Here is a 19,597-nt window from a genome sequence, read left to right on the forward strand (position 1 = left end):
CCCTTTTTCAAATACATGTACTTTAGTAGCAGAAGTATGTATAATAAAAACATTTTTATGTATAATAAGGACATTCTTATGTATAATAGTGTCAGCAGAATAATAGAACCGGTAAGTTAAAGTCACTGCTGCATTGCGATCCGGGGAATGCGGTGGAACGGAAAATGGTAGGTTCTGTGGAAGAGATTATAGAGTTGGTAGTAATTTGCAAAACCGTTTTTGTAGGCAATTTCCTTATAGCTCAAAGTACTCAGCAGGAGATCTTCGAGCACAGGAATCATTTTAATTTTAAGATAATGATGGTAAAAGGAACTTTCAAAAAACAAAGCGCTGTCTTTTCTAAACTGGAGGTAAGAAAGGCCTTTGCTCTTTACAAAAGCCCTTAATGTTCCCTGCTCGTCAGGATCATACATTTCCAGCATTTTTACCAGGTACCGGTACCTGTTGTTTCTTATCGATGCGGGAGGTCTGGGGTAAACGGTGTGATGGGTTACAATAGAAATAGTATAGTGGTGCTGCTTTTTGGTGACCACCCCTATAAAAATCTGAATCTCCTCTGCATTAATCTGCTGAACATGAATGGGGAGAAAAAACCGGTCATTAGAAACTGATCCGGCGATGCGTTGGTAGGCCACAGTAAGTAATCTGACAATCTCCGCATACTCCCCTATGGGACATTCCTGTTCTTCTACCTCCTGATGCGTAAAGATAAATCCCTTATGATAATATTCAGTCTGATCGTCCAGAAAATGCAGAGCCTGAAACAATCCAATATAGTGCTGAACGATATCCTTGGTTTGCTTCAGAACCGTCTCGTCGCTAAAGTACTTCCTTTCCGCTGATGAATCACAAAGTTCACAGTACCGTTGCAATGCGTTTTTCAGATGCTTTACTAAGAGATCAATATGGTAAGTGTTCATGGTGACAGGTTCAAATCAGAAAATTCCTGCCTCAAAAACGGCACTTTATAACCCGGAAGGTTCCTGTACCTGTTCAGGAAAGTTTGATAGCCGGCCCATGGCAATTGGACCGGAACAGTTTCTGATCCCAGATACAGCATAGGTTCGCCAATTGCTTCAGCCTCAATTCCGAGAAGGCGGATGGTACGGAGTAATTTGAGGTCGCATTCTGCAAACACGGTTCCTGTCGGCTCTTTATCCGCAACATTAAGAGCCAGCGCCATCAGGGTCTTGAAGATACGGAAGCTCTTTTCGTCACACCCTTTAGCGATCGCAAATCTTCCGATATGATACACCGGCTGCCCTGCTTCGGTGATCGCAGTGAGATCAACAGGATATAGTTTTTCCGTAGGCAACTGCTGAAAAGCTTTCCTTTTGAATATCCTTATACTGCCGCAAATACGTTTCTGGAACATTGCTGCAAAAATATGGGAGTTATGATACTGTGCTTCTTCGTCACAAAGTGCTGCTTTTTCAGCCTCCATCTCTGTAAAAACATTGCCCTTCCCATGATGAAGTTCATTTTCGGTGAGGACAAACGAAATTAATTCTGGAATAAAGAAGGAAGACAGCTGTAAATAGGTAATTTTTTTCATTTATGATTGCATTTTAAGCAAAATTATCCTCTCACCATTGCAACATAGCTACACTTTTGTGTATATTTGGTCAGCACGCCACAAAACTACACTTGAGTGTAGCATCATTATGGGGCGGGCTCCTACTGATATGGATGATATACAGCGATTCTTTTTCGGAAAGAATACCGTACATTCTTTATCCGAAGCCGAGTATGCCCAAAGCAGGAATTATCTTGAAACCCTCCGTGCCGTTTCAAGACTCACCTACATGAGCATGTACGTGATCGACTACCAGCTCAAGGAATTCGAATACGTTTCAGACAATCCGTTTTTCCTTTGTGGGCATTCCCCTGAAGAAGTGATGGAGCTGGGATATGCTTTTTACTTTAAGCACGTCTCTCCTGAAGACCTGGAAATGCTGATCAAAGTGAACGAAATTGGTTTTAATTTTTTCGACAGGATTCCGCTGGCAGAGAGGAAGAACTACAGTATTTCTTACGATTTCAATTTACTGAACGGAAAAGAAAAAATTCTTGTCAATCATAAGCTCACTCCGATTTTTATTACCGAAGAAGGAAAGATATGGAAGGCACTGTGCCTCGTCTCTCTTTCAGCCAACACTGCTGCTGGTAATATCGTGCTTTCAAAAGCAGGGGAAGATGTATTCTGGGAATTGGATCTACCTAGTGCTGAATGGCATAAGACCGAAAAGATGAAACTGACGGACCGCGAACTTCAGATTCTCCGGTATCATGCTCAGGGTCTTTCTATTGGCGAAATCGCGGAGAGGATGTTTGTCGCCACAGACACCGTAAAATTCCACCGCAGAAAACTCTTTGAGAAGCTGCAGGTAAAAAACATTGCGGAAGCTCTGGCCTATACGACAAACAATAAATTACTATGAGCCAGGCTCCTGATAAACGCCGGCATTAGCTCTTCCTCTCTTCTAACCAAGGATACACAGCGCTATCCACAGTTTACACCGTGAATTATATATGATCATAATGCACACCCTTTTGTTCTTTTTGAACCCTTTAGAGATTATGCTTTTGTGACTTTGTGGTGGAAGTATTAACCACAAAGTCACAAAGGTTTATTTTAAGCTGGAAAGCATCACGCGTTAAAGGTCATCAAGGGATTCGCATTAAGCTTTTTAATTTTTCTTTAAACCATTAAGATTCTGTGACAGGCATCTGCTGTCATTCAGAACCTCCTCCTGAAACAGCGAACACAGGTAAAATTCAGGAAACTTCTTATAGAACTTTCCGGTAGCCATTTTCACCAGCAGATGGGTACACATGGCGGCGGCATACCAGGAACCGATGGCCAGTTGCGGCGGCGGAAGCAGTTCGCTCTCGTTTTTATACTGCGCGATCGTCTCTTCAAGCCATCTTTCAGGTTTCTGCCAGAACCGCCTGTAACCTGCAGCATATTCCACCACTTCCAGTTCGCTGAAATTTTCGGTCTTTCCAATGGTGGTTAAAGGAGGTCCTTGCGGTGTAAGAACAGTCACCAAACTTCCCCACCCCAAATTATAAGGATGCAGCACCGGAATTCCGTTCTTCAAACACTGTTCATCAAAAAGCAGGGGTGTGCGGTCGTGGAAATCCAATGCATTGATGGCTGCGTTGTATTTTCCTGTCTCCGGCATCTGATCAGGGGTGATAAACCCGTTAATAAAACTGATGTCTGCCTGGCTGTTGATGCTTTTCAGTCTTTCATACAGTGCCACTGCTTTAGGAGTACCCCTATGATTTTCTGTATAGTTCTGCCGATTAAGATTGGAATCTTCAATAAGGTCACCATCAACAACGCAGATCTTTTCAAATCCCGTTCTCAGCGCACATTCGGCAATATTACTGCCGATGCCGCTTCCGGCAATCAGGAGCGGATAATTTTTGAGTTTTTCCTGATCATCACTGCTGAGGTAAATGCGGTTTCGTATATATCGGTCCATAGATCAAAAGTTTTCCAAAGCTATTGTTTATTCACCTCTCCTCGACCTACACAAATGGGTAGTTCTGGATCCTTTTTCTTCTTCTTAATCTGCAGTGTAGTGCAAGTAATAAAACCGGCTAATACATTTGGATGTAAAACTGACAGCTATGGTGAAATTTATTGCCCATCTTGAAAATGAGTTGGAAAGCAAACTTCTCTTTCTGAATTTAGAACATGACAATCCTTTAAAAAGAGCCGAAGCCTCCATACAGGAAATAACGAATGCGCTTAAAAAACTTAAATCGTTTATTTTGCGGAGCAGGTTTGCCTCCGAAAGCGAAGAAATTGATTTCTTTAAAAACCGTAAACCTCTGGTGTTGGCTAAACTTATTTATCATAATGATATCTTCAGAATCGAGACCCGTAAGCCCAGTGGCGGTGAAAAAATGATCCGCAAATATTACCAGACAGAGCTTCTTAAACTGAAAGAATTTTTTGAGGAAAATGTCGATTTTTATGGGTATTACAGAACATACAGCACCTACCTCGACCATAAATATTTTATCCGGAAGAAACTCGACATCAGACTGACTCTGGATTCTTTTGTTTTTGAATCCGATTCAAGATTCAGCACTTCGCATGATTATAAAGTCGCAAAAATAATAGCCAATGATTTACTGGAAGTCTATCTCAACGATGAACTGATCAAACTGAACCGCCAGAGTGAAGAACAGTACTGCATCCCGACCCCAAAGACAAAACTGATGTGGACCGACAACAAAACCGCTTTGATCGAAATGATCTACGCGCTGCATTACAAAGGATCCTTCAACCACAGCAATGCTGACATCAAGGAAATCAGTGCCTATTTCGAAGCGGTCTTCAGTATTGAACTGGGGGATGTGTACCGCACCTATCTGGAAATTAAAAACCGGTCCGTCCGGACCAAATTTCTTACCGGTCTGGAAGAACTCTTAAACAGCCGGATGGAGGCCCAGGATGAATGAGCTATTTTTAATAGGCAATTCTGAACAAAGAACCGCTTTTTCTTATAAAACCTTCACCATCTCACAGAAAATTTTGTCGCTGTCTAAAAAACGCAAGGTCTCCAATTGATGCCCATCAGGATTATTCAGAAAAAAAGACCCCAACTTGGGTATACCTTGTGGATGTACCTTGCTTTCGTTGACCAAATTTGTCAGAAGAAACTGCAAAAATATGAAAGCCCGAATTCCCCGCATCTGTATTTACACCAAAGACGTGCAGTGCATTACCGGCAAAAGCGAGCGCTATAGCCGGGATCTCATCCATAAGATTAAAAAATCCCTTCATAAAGAAGCCCACCAAGTTCTTACGGTGGCAGAATTCTGCGCATATATGGGTATACCGGCAGATTCTTTACAGACGCTGATCAAGGACTGATTAGCCTGAACGCCGTGAAGCCACGGATGGTGCCTGTCTTTACGCTTCAGCCCGAGGAAGGTCAGGTTGATGGTTGAAATCCTTTATTTTTATTTCGTATTCACTCCGATTTGTTGGTTAATGTCTGTATTTTTTTGATGAAATACTATGCATTCTCCCTGCAGTTGGTCAGAGACGGTTTTAGGATTGGACTTCGGGGCTTCAAGAGCCTCAGCCACCGGGGAGGACGAACGGTTGAGTGAATTATAAGACGGGTCGGCGGACAGTTTGGGTTCGCAGTTTTAATTCATTCAACTCATGCATTTCTTTATGGAGTATATTTCTGCTAATGAAGCCGTTTACGGCATTTTGCGGCTGATTGCGGAAATAAACGGCAATTTCGGCTAAAAACGCCGTAACCGGCATGAACACTTGCTTTCTATGATTTTAATGCCAAATTTTGTCCTGTGATCACAACAGGTTTTACCGGATGTACCTCAACATCTGAATCTTAACTTTTTAAAACTTAAAACAATGGCAAGACAAAAAGGTATTATAAAGCTGAAAGGTACGATGGGTGACATCACTTTCTACCGAAGCAAAGACGGCTATATGGCCAGAGAAAAAGGCGGAATCACCGCAGAACGCATGCAGAATGATCCCAGATTCCAGAGAACCCGGGAGAATATGGCAGAATTCGGAAGGGCAGGTAAAGCAGGAAAAGTACTGCGTGCCTCCATTCAGAACCTCCTGAGAACTTCTGCAGACCGCAGAATGGTGAGCAGACTCACCAAAGAGATGGTTAAAGTGATTCAACTCGATGCAATTAATCCGAGGGGACTAAGAAACGTCATCGACGGAGAAGCCGAACTGCTCCAGGGATTTGAGTTCAACATCCATGGTAAACTGGAACATTCACTCTCTGCACCCTTCACTGCTACTTTAGACCGGATTACCGGCGATGCTGTAATCGAAGTTGAACCTTTTATTCCTACTGACAGCCTGGGAGCACCATCTGGAAGCACCCATTACAAATTAGCCTCGGCCGCGATGGACATTAATTTCGAAAGCGGAACATTTGTTTCCGAAAAGAATTCAACGCCCATATTGCCGATTGATACCGTAATGACTACGGCGGTGCAGCTGAACAACAACCTGCCGGAAAATTCCGTCAACCCGCTCTTCCTGGTATTCGGAATCAGCTTCTATCAGGAAGTCAACGGGACGTTCTATGAACTGAAGAACGGAGTGTATAATGCGTTGCAGATCGTCAGCGTTTCAGGCACCCCATAACCATGGAACTTCAACTGATCAGGACCTACCGCCCGAAAGGGACCAACGGGATCCTGCTCTTCAACGGAGCGGAACTCTGCAGAACGATTGAACTGCCCTGGCAGAACAATCAACCGCGGGTGTCCTGTATTCCGGAAGGAAAGTACCGGCTTCGCAGGCGCCATACCGCGAGGTTCAAAGCACACTTTGAAGTCATGGATGTGAAAGACAGGAAGTACATCCTCTTCCATGCCGGCAATGATGCAGGGAAAGAACTCAGGGGATGTATCGCACCAGTGCTGCAGCATACCGGTGAAGGAAAAGGCAGTTCGTCTCGGGCTGCTTTGGAAAAGATGAAAGACCGCCTCTATCCGCTGATGGATAATGGGCACGTAATCACATTAACCATCAAAAATGCTGAGTCATGAAAAACATCATTCAGAGAGTGCAGGAACCTACGCCGCGGTTCTTCCGCAAGATCAGAAACGCGGGCCTGTTGCTCACCGCTGTAAGCGGAGCGGTACTCACGGCGCCCGTTACCCTGCCGGCGGTGCTCATCACGGCAGCAGGCTACCTGGCCCTTGCAGGCGCGATTGCAAGTGCCATCAGCCAGACCGCCGTAAACAGCGAAGGACAGCCATGATGTACTTCGACAGTTCCCAGCGCATCGGGGCTTTCAGTGGCATGGCAGTGATTGTCCTGATGCAGATTGAAAGCGGGGAGGTCCTCAAAACCATCGTTTTGGCAGGCCTCGGAGGAATCTCGAGTTACCTCTTCACCCTCGCGGTCAAATTTCTACTGATCCGTTTCAGAAAGAAATTCAAATAAACCAAACGGAACCAGCCTCCCTCCGGGGAGGCTTTTTATTTCGATTTCAAGCAGATGCTCCAATAAATGAGACAGGAGACTGTCTGTATTTAGTCATCTTATCAAAAACTTTATAAAAATGATTATTTTACCGGGATCCCTCACTCCTTTTTTACCTTATTCAACATCTAGCCCGGAATCATGTTACTTCCTACAAAAAGCCTCCCGAAATTATTTTCCGGAAGGCTTTTTATCATTCATGTCGGTTCTGTCAGAACTTCTGATCACCGTTTCACAGGGTTGCACTCTATGCTGTACTATGACACCGTTTCGTACTCAGAGTATTTTAGAAATTTAAACTTCCGTTGTTACAGAATTTTAAACTGCCATTCATAGGGGTTGCACCCTATGCTGTACTATTACGCCACTTTGTGGCTTAGGGGGCAGGATCTTAGAACTTCAGATCTCCATTCACTTCTCTTACTGCTTTTGCAGCGGTTGCGAATTTTTCTTTTTCTGCATCGGTTAAACTGATTTCCACAATTTTCTCAACACCATTGGTGCCGATGATCGCAGGAACACCTAAACAGATATCGCTTTCGCCATACTCGCCGTCCAGCATTAATGAACATGGAATCATTTTTTTATGGTCACAGAGAATAGCCTGAACCATCACAGAAACTGCTGCTCCCGGTGCATACCACGCAGAAGTACCCAGCAGTTTGGTTAAGGTAGCCCCGCCCACTTTAGTTTCTTCAGCAACGTAAGCCTGCTTTTCAGCATCTAAAAACTCTGTTACAGGAACTCCGTTTCTTGTTGCTTTGCTCATTAACGGAAGCATTCCGGTGTCGCTGTGTGCTGCGATTACCATTCCGTCAACATCAGAAATAGGGCATTCCAAAGCTTCCGCCAGTCTGTATTTGAAACGTGCAGAATCCAATGCGCCACCCATTCCGATGATTTTATTTTTTGGAAGTCCTGAAGTTTTGTGAACCAGATACGCCATGGTATCCATTGGATTGGAAACTACGATGATGATCACATCCGGAGAATGTTTTACCAGATTCGCGGTAACGTCTTTTACGATTCCAGCGTTGATTCCGATCAGTTCTTCTCTGGTCATTCCCGGTTTTCTCGGGATCCCTGAGGTGATCACGGCCACTTTGGAACCGGCAGTTTTGCTGTAATCTCCGGTAGTTCCGGTGATTTTGGTATCAAAACCATTTAATGAAGCGGTCTGCATCAAATCCATTGCTTTACCTTCGGCAAAACCCTCTTTAATGTCCACTAAAACTACTTCTGATGCGAAATTTTTCATCGCAATGTATTCAGCGCAACTTGCGCCCACTGCACCTGCTCCTACAACGGTAACTTTCATATTATAATTTATTTATTATTTTAACGGTCATATGGAACCTTCGGTTTCATATTATAATTATTTACTATTTTTTAGATTTTCTTAAATGAGTTTTTCGTATGGTTGTTTTTTCTAAACCCTGTACAAATTTAAGAAATATTGAAGTGGTGAGCAATTCTGAAAATATGATTTATTATTTATTTTATGAATCACTTTGTTTGGCTTTTTTGTTACCCTAAATCAAGTCTTTTGGTTAAATTCTTGCATACCTTTGTATTCAATTAACACGGGATCATGAGCTTTACCGAACACCTCCATTTGGGCTACAGCAACAGAAAATTTGATATCGACAAAAGAAAAACCGAAGATTTTATCGACCGGTTTTTCCGCTTTATCTTTTTTCTTGAATACCAGCGCTGTGTGGAAATCTCCATGATCGAGGAAAGGCTGAACAGTTTTAAAACTGAATTTGATGAGATACTGTCTTCTGCCATGAACGGCAGAGAAACCGTAGAGAGCAGTTTTTTCTTTTCAAAATTTTCAGAAATTTATCAGCAGCTGGAAGAAGATGCAGGGTTTATTTACGAAAATGACCCTGCTGCAAAAAGTGTAGAAGAAGTAATGTTCTCTTACCCGGGATTCTTTGCTATTGCGGTCTACCGGTTCTCCCACGAACTTTTTAAGAATGACGTTCCGCTGATCCCGAGAATCTGGACCGAGTTTGCCCACAGCAAAACCGGAATCGACATTCATCCCGGCGCCGAAATAGGTGAAAATTTCTTTATTGATCACGGAACCGGAATCGTCATCGGAGAAACTACCGTCATCGGGAAGAATGTGAAGATCTATCAGGGCGTTACTTTAGGGGCGCTTTCCGTGACCAAAGATCTTCAGAATAAAAAAAGACATCCGACAATTGAAGACCAGGTGGTGATTTATGCCAATGCCACCATCCTCGGCGGAGAAACCGTCATCGGGGAAAATTCACTGATTGGCGGAAATGTATGGATTACAGAAAGTGTAGCTCCCAATTCTGTGATTTTCCATAAAGGGCTGGTGACGGTGAAAAATAAACTGCCTGTCAACGAACCGATTAATTTTATTATTTGATTCAAGACGGCCAGCAAAATGTAGCAGGTGATAAAATACCCCATGAAGTTTTTGTAATTCCTTTGTGGTTAAAAGACACCATTTTACCACAGAGATCACTAAATAGCAGTCCCCTTTTTTGGTCTTTTGAAGACCTTAATATACTTAAAGCTTTTGTGACTTTGTGGTTAAAATGAAAATAGAAAAGCTACCAGTTTACCACAGAGATTACAGTGTTTAACGGAGGTCATAGTGATTAGTTGATGTAAAATATAACAACGGGAAGTTTTTATTGGTAAAGCGGCCCAATTAATAATAATTTAAAAACAGAATTCATGAAAATTAACACGGTATTAGAAGCGATCGGGAACACCCCGACGGTAAGAATCAATAAAATTTTTGATCAGAATGTAGAAGTCTGGATGAAGCTCGAAAGACAGAATCCCGGCGGAAGCATCAAAGACAGAATTGCGCTTTCGATGATCGAGAAAGCTGAAAGAGAAGGTAAAATCACCAAAGACACCCTGATTGTAGAACCTACCTCAGGCAATACCGGCGTAGGACTTGCCATGGTGTGTGCGGTAAAAGGCTATCAGCTGGTCTTGGTAATGCCCGAAAGCATGAGCATGGAGCGCCGGAAACTGATGTCATCCTACGGCGCAAAATTTGTCCTGACTCCGAGAGAACTCGGTACATCCGGAGCGGTAAAGAAAGCAATGGAAATGGCAGAACAGCTGGATAACGTATGGATTGCCCAGCAGTTTGAAAATGAAGCGAATCCTCAGATTCACCAGAAAACAACTGCACAGGAACTGCTGACGGATTTTCCTGAAGGTTTTGACTACCTGATTACAGGCGTCGGAACCGGAGGACATATCACCGGAGTGACAGAAGTTTTAAAACAGAAATTCCCCAATTTAAAAAGTTACGCGGTGGAACCGAAAGATTCACCCGTCATTTCAGGCGGAGCACCGGGATCCCATCCGTTACAGGGAATTGGTGCAGGATTTATTCCTAAAGTTCTAAACACGGACATCTTAGACGGCACCATTCAGGTCGAAAAAGAGGAAGCCTACGAGTTCACCAAAAGGCTGGCTCGGGAAGAAGGAATTCTGGCAGGTATTTCTACCGGAGCCTCTCTCGCTGCGATCAGCAAAAAACTTTCTGAGATTCCTGAAGGGTCGAAAATTCTTACTTTCAACTATGACACCGGAGAAAGATACTGGTCTGTTGACGGGCTTTTCACGGAAAGTGTTTTTGAATATTAAGGATCACACCGATCACCCCATATATCATCAAAATCCTGCAGCAGTGCAGGATTTTTTATGAATACAGTTTCTGGCACTTCGGACAGACGTAGGTTTTGCGGTGGACCTTTCCCATTTCTTCAGCAATCAGCTCGGTCTTATCCTTCGGGCAGATTTTCTTTTCATAAATCAGCGCCTTTTCTTTTACCTCATCATTTTTGAGGAAATCAAGAAATTCATACGCGTAATTCACCACGGTTTCAATCAGATACACCAGCTTTTTTTCCGGAATATCTTTTACCAGACTGTCCGGATGTATTTTCGCGCGGTAAAGCGATTCGATACGGATGATATTCCCTACCCCGGTAAACAGTTTCTGATCCAGCAGCACGTCGCCGATCATTTCCTCAGTATGGTCTTCTCTAATACTTTTCAGGACGAATTCACCGTCGTACTCTTTCTTCAGAATATCGGTTTTAAAATTGAAATGATCTGAAGGTTTTCCCTGATACAAATGCGTTTTTGCGACATAAAAGTTAATTTCAGAATGAGGAAAATGCAGCGCAAAACTGGCATTCACTTTCTTTCTTTTATTCACCAGCATGCTTCCGAAGAGCCCAAGATGAACGCCCACGAAAAAATCTTTGAATACGAAGAACAGATTTTTGCCGTACGTTTCAATATCCATGATTTTAATATGGTCAATAGCAGATTTGTCCATTTCGCTGTAGCCGGAAGCTTCAGAAACGGTCTGACCTTTAAAGCGCTGGAGTTTGTTTTTTAAGAATACAATGGAAGGTCCTTCTGGCATTTTACAGGGTTTGATTTAAAGATTGCCGTGTCGCAACCGATTGGTTATAGATTTTCTGACGGATTTTCTGCATCCGTCCTACAGGCTGCAGTGCTTCAGGGTTTTCAAACGGATTATAGGACAGATTCTCATAATCTATGCTTCCGTATCGGGAAATATCCTGTTTCGGAAGGAGAATTTTCCCGATAGTAATGAATTCCGAGTGTTTTTCTTTCCACTGCTTAAGCAGATTATTCACGGGAGTTTTCTTTTCATCGGTGGCGAGCTGCACCTGAAAATCAAGGGAAATTTCATTTCTCAGGAACCATTCTCTTAACGCTTTTGCCTGATCAATATCGGCATCGGGTTTAAATTTTTCATGATCTGAAGGTTTCAGGCGAATCTTGACAATACGGTCTTCCAGCCGGAAACTTCCCACAGAATGATAAGCATAGCCATTGATCAGATGTTTTTCGATATCCAGCATTTTAACTGTGTTGTTCAGGATGGGCAGAATTTCTCTGTCGAATAAAAGACTCAATCCAGCCTTAAGGACTCCGGGAATCTTTAAAAAAGAAAAAGAAAAAGAGCTTCCTTTTGAAATGAGAAACTGATTGGCTTTAATATGAAGTTTTAAAAATTTCGAAACCGAATTGGTGATAAAAACGGGGAGATTTACCAGCGGAAACTTCGCGCTTATCGGAAGATCTTTATTGTAAATCTTTACCGCGCAGCCATAGAGCGGATATTCACCTTTGCCTTTATTAACTAAAAAATTGGGATGAGAATACCGGAGGATGACTCCCAAATTACTTCCTTTCAACAGTTTCGGAAAGTCGGCAGCCTTATTATCTACAGGAATGAAATTTCCGCGGACAAACCCAAAGGCTTTGGCGTGCGCATTGCGGGTGGCGATCCGTTTTTTATTGAGTTTATGGGAAACGGTAACTGCTTTTTCTATGAGTTCTACATCCTCTTTCAGCAGCTGTTCTTCTTCCGCGGTAAGTTGATCAAATTTCGGCGAATAGGTCAGGAATTTCTTCATAAGATTTCTTTATTCAGCAGCATCAAATATGAAACCACGAATTACAGCGAAGCATCCAGAAGAAAACGGTAGGCTTTCTCAGCTCCTGAAACACAGTCATCATAATGGTCAGGACTGATTTCCCTGTCCATTACTGTTTTGAAATCCTTCCAGAAAGACCCGGTGTTTTCGCCATAACAGCGGAAATAGGAAAAAGAAATATCTTTAAAATCTGAATGTCGGGAAAGCTGTTTGGCAATCACATTTCCGCCCAAAGTGGAACCTTCCATTACATAAAGAATACCGAATGCTTCGGCCTCATTTTTAATCTGTTCAGAATTTTGAGTTCCTGCTTTTCCAATATTTAAAATTTGCAGATCTTTTTCAATTAGAGAAAGTTTTCTTCTTTTCTCAAGCTTCAATTCTTCTGCAGCAGGCTCAGATATCTGTGAAAAAACCGCATTTTCAAAATTCTGCAGAAAAAGGTAATTGTAAAGAATAAGATTCCTGTAATCATTCAGCGAAAAGGAGCCGTCAAAAATCCTGCGGGAATTGAATTTAGCTTCGACAAGGTCGTGCAGAACTTTGGTATTTGCTTTTAAAATTTCAGAAATCATTCCTGTTTTTATGGTCTTTTAAACGTCAGAATAAAGGTCGTTCCTTCATTTTCTTTGCTTTCGTAAGAGATTTTTCCTCCCAAACGGTTCATGATGCGGTACACGATAGAAAGTCCTACGCCGTTGCCCTCAAACGATTTGGCATTGTCCATCCGGTTGAAGATCTTGAACATCTTTGCCTGTGCCGCCTCGGGAATACCTATACCGTTATCTTTGATTTTATAAATCACATGATTTCCGTCGGCTTTACCGTCGATCTCAATTTTAGGATTTTCATGTTTGGAAGAATATTTTACGGCGTTGCCGATGATGTTCAGAAACACCTGTGTAAGCATGGTTTCGTCTCCCATCACATTCGGGAGGCTGCCCAACTTAATCTCTGCATTTTCGTTAAGGGTGAGTTTTGTATCGCTGGAAACCTTGCTGATAATGTCAGCGGTTGGCAATTCCTGAATATTAATCTCAGACGATTTGGCACGGCTGAGACTCAGCACACCGCGCATCATATTTTCCATCCCGAGAATTTCCGCTAAAATGCTTGATACCCTCTTGCGGACTTCCGGATGATCGTGATGGGATTTTTCCAGAAGCTGGGCATTGAGTTTCATTACCGTCAGCGGAGTTCCCAGATCATGCGAAATAGAATAGGAAAAACTGTCGAGTTCTTCATTCAGGTTCTTCAGTTCCTCGTTCAGCTCCTGTACTCTGCGGAACTGGCTGTAAGTGGTCTCCAGAATGGTGGCCACCACTTTCTTCGCAGCGAAGATGTCCCTGTTTTTCCAGGGTTCTGCTTTACCTTTGATTTCTTCAATATAGATTTCGAAAGATTTTCTTGGGGAAATCATCATTTGTTCCTTCCCGTCAATGATCCGGGCTTCCGTTTTCTTAGACGGATTCCCTGCCCAAAGCACCTGCCCGTCAATTTCTTTCCTGAACCAGATCAGAAGTTCATTCCGTTTGTCATCTGTAAATCCGAACATTACGCCGGCTGCATTTTCGATATTTCCTAAATTCCCCTGCAGAGAATTACTGAAATCATTGGATGAGTAGAAATTTTTCAGAGGATTCTCTCTCGCGTACTGCACAATCTTAAGGATATTTTCATCGGAGGGAACTTCGCCTGAAGTCCTGATATTATGCCCTACGATAATAGCCAGGCCGTCCGCAGCAGGATATTCCTGCATTTCTGCCACATTTCCGAAGAGCGAATCCTCCAGATTATCGTAAGCCATGAGTTTACCTTTCAGGGCTACAATTTTTCTGTCAAGTTCTACACTGTCGGCAAGGGTCTGTCTTGATTTATAAGAAGTATAGGCATTTGCAGCAATTACTGTAAATACTTCTGCACGGATCCGGTTGACCAGATCGATATGTTTGGGTTCAATATTCTGGCAGGTTACCATTCCCCACAGTTTGTTATCGATGACGATCGAAGTGCTGAAACTGGAGGAAACTCCCGTATTTTTAAGGTATTGGCCGTGAATGGGCGACATTCCTCTAACCGAAGAATACGTTAAATCCACCGCCTCCTCTGTACTGCTGATAATGGGAACGGGTTCGGAATATACGTTACTGAAAATCCTTTTGCGTTTTTTAAGGTAAAGCGCTCTTGCCTGTCTCGGAATATCGCTTTCCGGATAGTGGAGATTCATGAAGCTTTCCACTTTATTTTTTACCTTTTCAGCAATTACCTTTCCGCTGCCGTCTTCAAGAAAACGGTACAGCATTACGCGGTCATAATCTACCGCGTCGGCTACTGAGGAAAGCAACTCGTTCCAGATCGCTTCGGAATCGGTTGCGTTGTGAATACTTTCATACTTTTTGGAGACAAAACTTCGCTGATGGAAATGTTCAAGCATCGCCTCGAATTCCAGAAAGACATTTTCACCAAGCCTGTAGATGGTAAAATGGTAGATCTTTCCGTCAATTTCGATCCTGTCCAGAAACACGTCAGTGTCTTTGATAGTACTGAGATCGAGATTGGTAAAAACTACCGAAGCCAGCAGCGCACTGAAGACATCGGGTTCGTCGCCAAACCTTTTACCAAAAAAGCTTTTATCCATCGGAAAAAGCTCTGAAATATTCTGTGAGAAAAATTTAACAGTCTGCGATTCGGCATCCAAGCCGATCAGGTATCCAAAATCCTGGATATGACCTGAAACATGTATCTTTTCCTCGTGGCAGTCCACAAAATTCATAGGCAAAATAATGAATGTAATCTACAAATATACTCTATTAATTTAACATAATAATTTATTTCTCCTCCTCAAAATAGAGGCGGTAATATTTCCCTTTTTCATCCTGCCCGGTCTCGATCATCTTCCGGTCTCCGTGCACATAGATGTGGAAATTCTTATCCAGTTTGATAACGCTTTTGAAACCGCGGCTCTGTTTTTTCACCGCTGCTTCGCTGATGGCGAAATCTTCCGCGATCGACACCTGCATATCCTGCTCATAATCGGATTTAAAATTACTGAAACTTTCAATTACCTGCTCATCCTCCAACACTTCTTTGGTAAATTCTTCGTAATCAAAGGTCTCTTTTTCTTTAAAAAAGTTGATGGATTTATTAAGGAAATCCGCCTGATCTGCTTTACTCACTTCAAATTCCTGAGGAAGCTGCTTGGTGATAAACTCTTTATAAACCGTAAGGGTTTCCTGAGTCTGGAAATATTCATCATCGCGCTGTTTCACCTTCAGAAAATCCTCGAACCAGTAATACATGTCGCCGTTCTTATTGTTATCCACCACTGACACGGCATAACCGGTCTCCTTGCTGCTGTTATAAATCAGGGCACCTTTGTCGAGTTTTGCAAGTCCTGTGCCATAATCTTTTTCGATCGTGAAAGCCTCATCCTGCGGGAAAATCTTGAGGAAAGGATTTTTATTTTCAGTTTTGAAGATACCGATATAATCGATTTTATTTCCGTCTGCATTTTCTTCGCCTTCAAAATAAACGATGAAAAGTTCGCCGCTCTGTACACGCGGATTTTCCGCCACATCATAAAGATGCTGCGCGATATTTTCCGCTTCGTACACGAATTTGGCCTTGTCTTCAAAAATTTCTGAGACCGAGCTGTACACCGGATTATTAACTAAATAGGTATCACTGTAAAAGCGGAACTGTTCTTCAGATTTAAAGGATTTAAGGAAGAAATCCTGCAGAAGCTCCTTCATTTCCTCATCGAGCTGAAGTTCTTCCTGAGAAAGGATTAGGGATTCCTGATTGATTCTGTTTCCTACTTTGTGGACGATTATTTTTGAGAGCATTTTTAAGTTTTAAATGAAGTTGCAAAGATAATTTTAAACAGGACGGTCACAAATTTTTTACGGGTTTCGGTCGGATTATTTTTAAATATGATCAATCATTTTCGTCACCAATTTATTTGACTGCCCATAGCTTACTACACTGACCTCCAAATTTTTATTTCTAAATTTCTGAACTGAATTTTTGATGGCATCCAGAATCCATTCGGTTTTATTTCCGAAGACCCCGCCGCCAACGAGTGTGAGGAAAAGCTTGCTGGAACCTCCGTTCTTTAAATTGATTAATGCGGCATAAAAGGTGGCTTCATAAGTGGCTTCTAAAATAATCCGTGCAAGATTTTCCCATAGCTGTTCCGGAATCCCGGATACATATCCGATGGGAAGTGCTGAGCAATAAACCTGACTGACCATCTGATCTGTATGGGCAATGGTGACCTCGGTATTCCACTGGATTCCCACTTTCAGTTTGCCTTTCAGGCTTTCTCTTTCACTGTCATCCATCGCGGCGATCTGAGCATTAATTCTTTCCAAACCCTGTGCAGTGGGATAACAGTAACCATTTCTCATGCTCCATACCCTGGATTTTTCATTATCGAAAAAATCCTCAAATAGGGAAAGACAATTGATCTGATGGTGTTCTGTCTGACCTACATGTCCATTGACAGGTACAAAATAATTCCTGAAAATAGTTCCCGCGCCACAGGCAATCGCACAGGCCGGTCCCTGGGTGGCATCATTTTCATAAATCCCCACCCCCTTTTCAGGAGTGACACTGGGATGCACCATTTCCAGCAGGTTAAACTGTGAGGCTGCCTGAAAAACCGCTTTATTATTTTCCGGAGAACAATGCAATCTGCCGACATTTCCAACTGTTTCCGACAAGGATATTTTTCCTTCAAAATCCCGGAGATTGATTTTACGCTGTAAATCCCTCAAAGTTGCAACCTCAAGCTTTCCAAAGCGGTAAGATTTTCCGTTCGCTTTAGAGATCATGTTCTCACCGTCGATTTCAATATTCTCCCGGACATTTTCAGGAGAAATTTCCTCAAAGCCCATCAGTTTTTCAAACCAAGTCATTTTTTAAATTTTTATAAAAATAAGGAAATATTTTTGAGACTGTCCCTGTCACTGTTGTTCCACCTGCATTGACTTTACACAAAAAAATCCCCAGGCTTTCGACTGGGGATTTCTATATCTAAACCTTCAAGGTTTATTAAATTATTTCACTTCTTCGAAATCAGCATCCTGAACATCTTCAGCACCTGCATTTCCTCCAGGATTTCCCTGAGAAGGATCTGCACCAGGCTGACCTTGCTGTCCTGCTGCGTACATTTCTTCGGAAGCGGCCATCCAGGCTGCATCTAAAGCCTCTGTTTTGGTTTTTACGCTTTCGAAGTCTTTCGCTTCAAACGCAGTTTTCAGTTCTGCATGTGCTGCTTCTACAGCTGCTTTTTTGTCAGCAGACAGTTTATCGCCGAATTCTTTCAGCTGTTTTTCAGTCTGGAAAATTAATCCGTCAGCTTTATTGAATACTTCAACTTCTTCTTTTTTCTTCGCATCGGCTGCAGAGTTTTCTTCAGCTTCACGCTTCATTCTTTGGATTTCGTCATCAGAAAGTCCTGAACTCGCCTGAATTTTAATCGACTGTTCTTTTCCTGTTCCTTTATCTTTTGCAGAAACATGAAGGATTCCGTTCGCATCGATATCAAAAGTTACTTCAATCTGCGGAACTCCTCTCGGTGCAGGCGGAATATCAGAAAGATCGAATCTTCCGATTTCTTTGTTATCGTTAAACATCGGTCTTTCACCCTGTCCTACTCTGATGGAAACTGCAGGCTGGTTATCGCTTGCGGTTGAGAACGTTTCAGATTTTTTGGTTGGAATGGTGGTGTTCGCATCAATTAATTTAGTGAATACAGAACCCATGGTTTCGATTCCTAAAGAAAGCGGTGTAACGTCTAATAAAAGAACGTCTTTTACATCTCCTGTTAAAACACCCCCCTGAATTGCAGCTCCAATTGCTACTACCTCATCCGGATTTACTCCTTTTGAAGGTTTTTTACCGAAGAATTTCTCCACTTCTTCCTGAATGATCGGGATTCTTGTAGAACCTCCTACCAAAATTACCTCATCAATATCTGAAATGGAAAGACCTGCATCGGAAAGCGCTTTTTTACAAGGCTCCATTGATCTTCTTACCAAATCAGCGGACAATTGCTCGAATTTCGCTTTTGTCAGGGTTTTCACCATGTGTTTCGGTCCTGTTGCAGTAGCGGTGATATAGGGAAGATTAATTTCTGTTTGGGAAGCAGAAGACAATTCAATTTTAGCTTTTTCAGCAGCTTCTTTCAAACGCTGAAGAGCGATAGCGTCAGATTTCAAATCAACACCTTCTTCAGCTTTAAATTCGTCTGCCATCCAGTTGATGATCACATCATCAAAATCGTCACCTCCTAAGTGCGTGTCACCGTTTGTTGACAATACTTCGAAAACTCCGTCTCCAAGGTCAAGAATAGAAACGTCAAAAGTTCCTCCACCTAAATCGTAAACCGCAATTTTCTGATCTTTATGCGCTTTATCCATTCCGTAAGCCAAGGCAGCTGCCGTAGGCTCGTTGATAATTCTTTCTACAGTAAGTCCAGCGATTTCACCAGCTTCTTTCGTTGCCTGTCTCTGGGCATCGTTAAAGTAAGCAGGAACAGTAATTACCGCTCTTGTCACTTCCTGGCCAAGGTAATCTTCAGCTGTTTTCTTCATTTTCTGAAGAATCATGGCAGAAATTTCCTGTGGTGTATATTCTCTGTCGTCAATTTTTACTTTTGCTGTATCGTTAGGTCCGCTTACTACGGTGTAAGGTACTCTGGATACCTCATTGGCATCATCTTTAAAATGGGTACCGATAAACCTCTTGATCGAATAAACAGTTTTTGTAGGATTGGTTACCGCCTGTCTTTTGGCAGGATCCCCTACTTTTCTTTCACCGTCTTCAGTAAAAGCAACGATGGAAGGGGTGGTTCTTTTACCTTCCGCGTTAGGAATTACCACTGCATCTTTACCTTCCATTACGGCAACGCATGAGTTGGTTGTTCCTAAGTCAATTCCAATTATTTTACTCATAGTATGTATATTTTTAATTTTAATTTTATTTGAAATGGTTTTCTCCAATTTTATACCAAGGAATAAATAGTGACAAATTGACACACCTACTGTTGGCTACTGTAAAAAATGAATCATTAATTATACGTTTTCAT

20 protein-coding genes are annotated in these 19,597 nt (G+C 42.3%); 9 read left to right on the forward strand and 11 right to left on the reverse strand.

The features are described from left to right. Positions 1-122: 122 nt before the first annotated feature. Positions 123-920 (reverse strand): hypothetical protein, encoded by a 798-nt coding sequence (locus KSK37_RS12225; protein WP_217201846.1) that lies wholly within the window; start codon positions 918-920, stop codon positions 123-125. Continuing rightward, on the reverse strand, positions 917-1,555 hold the full coding sequence (locus tag KSK37_RS12230) for an N-acyl amino acid synthase FeeM domain-containing protein (protein WP_217201847.1): 639 nt from the start codon (positions 1,553-1,555) through the stop codon (positions 917-919). Before KSK37_RS12230 ends, KSK37_RS12225 begins: the two co-directional genes overlap by 4 nt. A 130-nt stretch (positions 1,556-1,685) precedes the next feature. Here KSK37_RS12230 and KSK37_RS12235 point away from each other — a divergent pair, with 130 nt between their 5' ends. Then, complete coding sequence (locus KSK37_RS12235) at positions 1,686-2,441, forward strand: response regulator transcription factor (RefSeq protein ID WP_217201848.1); 756 nt, start codon at positions 1,686-1,688, stop codon at positions 2,439-2,441. 249 nt (positions 2,442-2,690) lie between these two features. Here the strand turns inward: KSK37_RS12235 and KSK37_RS12240 are convergent, their stop codons facing one another. Beyond that, the gene (locus tag KSK37_RS12240) at positions 2,691-3,494 is read right to left on the reverse strand and encodes a ThiF family adenylyltransferase (RefSeq protein WP_217201849.1); all 804 of its coding nucleotides are present in this window, start codon (positions 3,492-3,494) and stop codon (positions 2,691-2,693) included. A gap of 148 nt (positions 3,495-3,642) precedes the next feature. Here KSK37_RS12240 and KSK37_RS12245 point away from each other — a divergent pair, with 148 nt between their 5' ends. From KSK37_RS12245 to KSK37_RS12270, 6 genes are all read left to right on the forward strand, one after another. After that, entirely contained in the window at positions 3,643-4,482 is an 840-nt protein-coding gene (locus KSK37_RS12245; protein WP_217201850.1) for an RteC domain-containing protein, read from the forward strand. 211 nt (positions 4,483-4,693) lie between these two features. After that, on the forward strand, positions 4,694-4,897 hold the full coding sequence (locus KSK37_RS12250) for a hypothetical protein (protein ID WP_217201851.1): 204 nt from the start codon (positions 4,694-4,696) through the stop codon (positions 4,895-4,897). A gap of 513 nt (positions 4,898-5,410) precedes the next feature. Then, entirely contained in the window at positions 5,411-6,169 is a 759-nt protein-coding gene (locus KSK37_RS12255) for a hypothetical protein (RefSeq protein WP_217201852.1), read from the forward strand. Positions 6,170-6,171: 2 nt separating this feature from the next. Beyond that, positions 6,172-6,576, forward strand: coding sequence for a DUF5675 family protein (locus KSK37_RS12260; RefSeq protein WP_217201853.1), 405 nt, complete (start codon positions 6,172-6,174; stop codon positions 6,574-6,576). After that, entirely contained in the window at positions 6,573-6,791 is a 219-nt protein-coding gene (locus tag KSK37_RS12265; protein ID WP_217201854.1) for a hypothetical protein, read from the forward strand. The genes KSK37_RS12260 and KSK37_RS12265 overlap by 4 nt, the downstream gene beginning before the upstream one ends. Then, a complete protein-coding gene (locus KSK37_RS12270) occupies positions 6,788-6,976 on the forward strand; it encodes a hypothetical protein (protein ID WP_217201855.1) in 189 nt (62 codons plus the stop codon). The genes KSK37_RS12265 and KSK37_RS12270 overlap by 4 nt, the downstream gene beginning before the upstream one ends. A gap of 430 nt (positions 6,977-7,406) precedes the next feature. On the opposite strand, the gene KSK37_RS12275 is transcribed toward KSK37_RS12270, so the two are convergent. Beyond that, positions 7,407-8,333, reverse strand: a complete 927-nt coding sequence (locus KSK37_RS12275; RefSeq protein ID WP_217201856.1) for a malate dehydrogenase — start codon at positions 8,331-8,333, stop codon at positions 7,407-7,409. A 273-nt stretch (positions 8,334-8,606) separates the two neighbouring features. On the opposite strand from KSK37_RS12275, the gene epsC reads away from it, so the two are divergent. Further along, positions 8,607-9,422 carry a serine O-acetyltransferase EpsC gene (epsC, locus tag KSK37_RS12280; RefSeq protein WP_217201857.1) on the forward strand — a complete coding sequence of 272 codons (816 nt, stop codon included), beginning with the start codon at positions 8,607-8,609 and terminating at the stop codon, positions 9,420-9,422. Positions 9,423-9,736: 314 nt separating this feature from the next. Beyond that, positions 9,737-10,669 (forward strand): cysteine synthase A, encoded by a 933-nt coding sequence (gene cysK / locus KSK37_RS12285; protein WP_217201858.1) that lies wholly within the window; start codon positions 9,737-9,739, stop codon positions 10,667-10,669. Between the two features lie 55 nt (positions 10,670-10,724). Here the strand turns inward: cysK and KSK37_RS12290 are convergent, their stop codons facing one another. The 7 genes from KSK37_RS12290 to dnaK all read right to left on the reverse strand — a co-directional run bounded on the left by KSK37_RS12290 (position 10,725) and on the right by dnaK (position 19,463). Further along, a complete protein-coding gene (locus KSK37_RS12290; RefSeq protein WP_217201859.1) occupies positions 10,725-11,459 on the reverse strand; it encodes a DNA-formamidopyrimidine glycosylase family protein in 735 nt (244 codons plus the stop codon). A 1-nt stretch (position 11,460) separates the two neighbouring features. Next, positions 11,461-12,483: a catalase family protein gene (locus KSK37_RS12295; RefSeq protein WP_217201860.1), complete on the reverse strand. Its 1,023-nt coding sequence runs from the start codon at positions 12,481-12,483 to the stop codon at positions 11,461-11,463. 41 nt (positions 12,484-12,524) lie between these two features. After that, positions 12,525-13,079, reverse strand: coding sequence for a biliverdin-producing heme oxygenase (locus KSK37_RS12300; protein WP_217201861.1), 555 nt, complete (start codon positions 13,077-13,079; stop codon positions 12,525-12,527). Between the two features lie 8 nt (positions 13,080-13,087). Beyond that, on the reverse strand, positions 13,088-15,277 hold the full coding sequence (locus tag KSK37_RS12305; protein WP_217201862.1) for an ATP-binding protein: 2,190 nt from the start codon (positions 15,275-15,277) through the stop codon (positions 13,088-13,090). Positions 15,278-15,332: 55 nt separating this feature from the next. Beyond that, positions 15,333-16,349 (reverse strand): nucleoid-associated protein, encoded by a 1,017-nt coding sequence (locus KSK37_RS12310; RefSeq protein ID WP_217201863.1) that lies wholly within the window; start codon positions 16,347-16,349, stop codon positions 15,333-15,335. Between the two features lie 81 nt (positions 16,350-16,430). Then, positions 16,431-17,423: a hypothetical protein gene (locus KSK37_RS12315; RefSeq protein WP_217201864.1), complete on the reverse strand. Its 993-nt coding sequence runs from the start codon at positions 17,421-17,423 to the stop codon at positions 16,431-16,433. A 141-nt stretch (positions 17,424-17,564) separates the two neighbouring features. Further along, positions 17,565-19,463, reverse strand: coding sequence for a molecular chaperone DnaK (gene dnaK, locus KSK37_RS12320; RefSeq protein ID WP_246566581.1), 1,899 nt, complete (start codon positions 19,461-19,463; stop codon positions 17,565-17,567). Positions 19,464-19,597 lie beyond the last annotated feature (134 nt).

It is taken from the genome of Kaistella soli, assembly GCF_019038595.1.
GTDB classification, from domain to species: Bacteria; Bacteroidota; Bacteroidia; order Flavobacteriales; family Weeksellaceae; genus Kaistella; species Kaistella soli.

What these genes read in the sequence shown, in the direction of transcription:
- KSK37_RS12225 (WP_217201846.1), bottom strand. Translation starts at nt 920, where the DNA reads ATGAACACTTACCATATTGATCTCTTAGTAAAGCATCTGAAAAACGCA.
- KSK37_RS12230 (WP_217201847.1), bottom strand. Translation starts at nt 1,555, where the DNA reads ATGAAAAAAATTACCTATTTACAGCTGTCTTCCTTCTTTATTCCAGAA.
- KSK37_RS12235 (WP_217201848.1), top strand. Translation starts at nt 1,686, where the DNA reads ATGGATGATATACAGCGATTCTTTTTCGGAAAGAATACCGTACATTCT.
- KSK37_RS12240 (WP_217201849.1), bottom strand. Translation starts at nt 3,494, where the DNA reads ATGGACCGATATATACGAAACCGCATTTACCTCAGCAGTGATGATCAG.
- KSK37_RS12245 (WP_217201850.1), top strand. Translation starts at nt 3,643, where the DNA reads ATGGTGAAATTTATTGCCCATCTTGAAAATGAGTTGGAAAGCAAACTT.
- KSK37_RS12250 (WP_217201851.1), top strand. Translation starts at nt 4,694, where the DNA reads ATGAAAGCCCGAATTCCCCGCATCTGTATTTACACCAAAGACGTGCAG.
- KSK37_RS12255 (WP_217201852.1), top strand. Translation starts at nt 5,411, where the DNA reads ATGGCAAGACAAAAAGGTATTATAAAGCTGAAAGGTACGATGGGTGAC.
- KSK37_RS12260 (WP_217201853.1), top strand. Translation starts at nt 6,172, where the DNA reads ATGGAACTTCAACTGATCAGGACCTACCGCCCGAAAGGGACCAACGGG.
- KSK37_RS12265 (WP_217201854.1), top strand. Translation starts at nt 6,573, where the DNA reads ATGAAAAACATCATTCAGAGAGTGCAGGAACCTACGCCGCGGTTCTTC.
- KSK37_RS12270 (WP_217201855.1), top strand. Translation starts at nt 6,788, where the DNA reads ATGATGTACTTCGACAGTTCCCAGCGCATCGGGGCTTTCAGTGGCATG.
- KSK37_RS12275 (WP_217201856.1), bottom strand. Translation starts at nt 8,333, where the DNA reads ATGAAAGTTACCGTTGTAGGAGCAGGTGCAGTGGGCGCAAGTTGCGCT.
- epsC (WP_217201857.1), top strand. Translation starts at nt 8,607, where the DNA reads ATGAGCTTTACCGAACACCTCCATTTGGGCTACAGCAACAGAAAATTT.
- cysK (WP_217201858.1), top strand. Translation starts at nt 9,737, where the DNA reads ATGAAAATTAACACGGTATTAGAAGCGATCGGGAACACCCCGACGGTA.
- KSK37_RS12290 (WP_217201859.1), bottom strand. Translation starts at nt 11,459, where the DNA reads ATGCCAGAAGGACCTTCCATTGTATTCTTAAAAAACAAACTCCAGCGC.
- KSK37_RS12295 (WP_217201860.1), bottom strand. Translation starts at nt 12,483, where the DNA reads ATGAAGAAATTCCTGACCTATTCGCCGAAATTTGATCAACTTACCGCG.
- KSK37_RS12300 (WP_217201861.1), bottom strand. Translation starts at nt 13,079, where the DNA reads ATGATTTCTGAAATTTTAAAAGCAAATACCAAAGTTCTGCACGACCTT.
- KSK37_RS12305 (WP_217201862.1), bottom strand. Translation starts at nt 15,277, where the DNA reads ATGAATTTTGTGGACTGCCACGAGGAAAAGATACATGTTTCAGGTCAT.
- KSK37_RS12310 (WP_217201863.1), bottom strand. Translation starts at nt 16,349, where the DNA reads ATGCTCTCAAAAATAATCGTCCACAAAGTAGGAAACAGAATCAATCAG.
- KSK37_RS12315 (WP_217201864.1), bottom strand. Translation starts at nt 17,423, where the DNA reads ATGACTTGGTTTGAAAAACTGATGGGCTTTGAGGAAATTTCTCCTGAA.
- dnaK (WP_246566581.1), bottom strand. Translation starts at nt 19,463, where the DNA reads ATGAGTAAAATAATTGGAATTGACTTAGGAACAACCAACTCATGCGTT.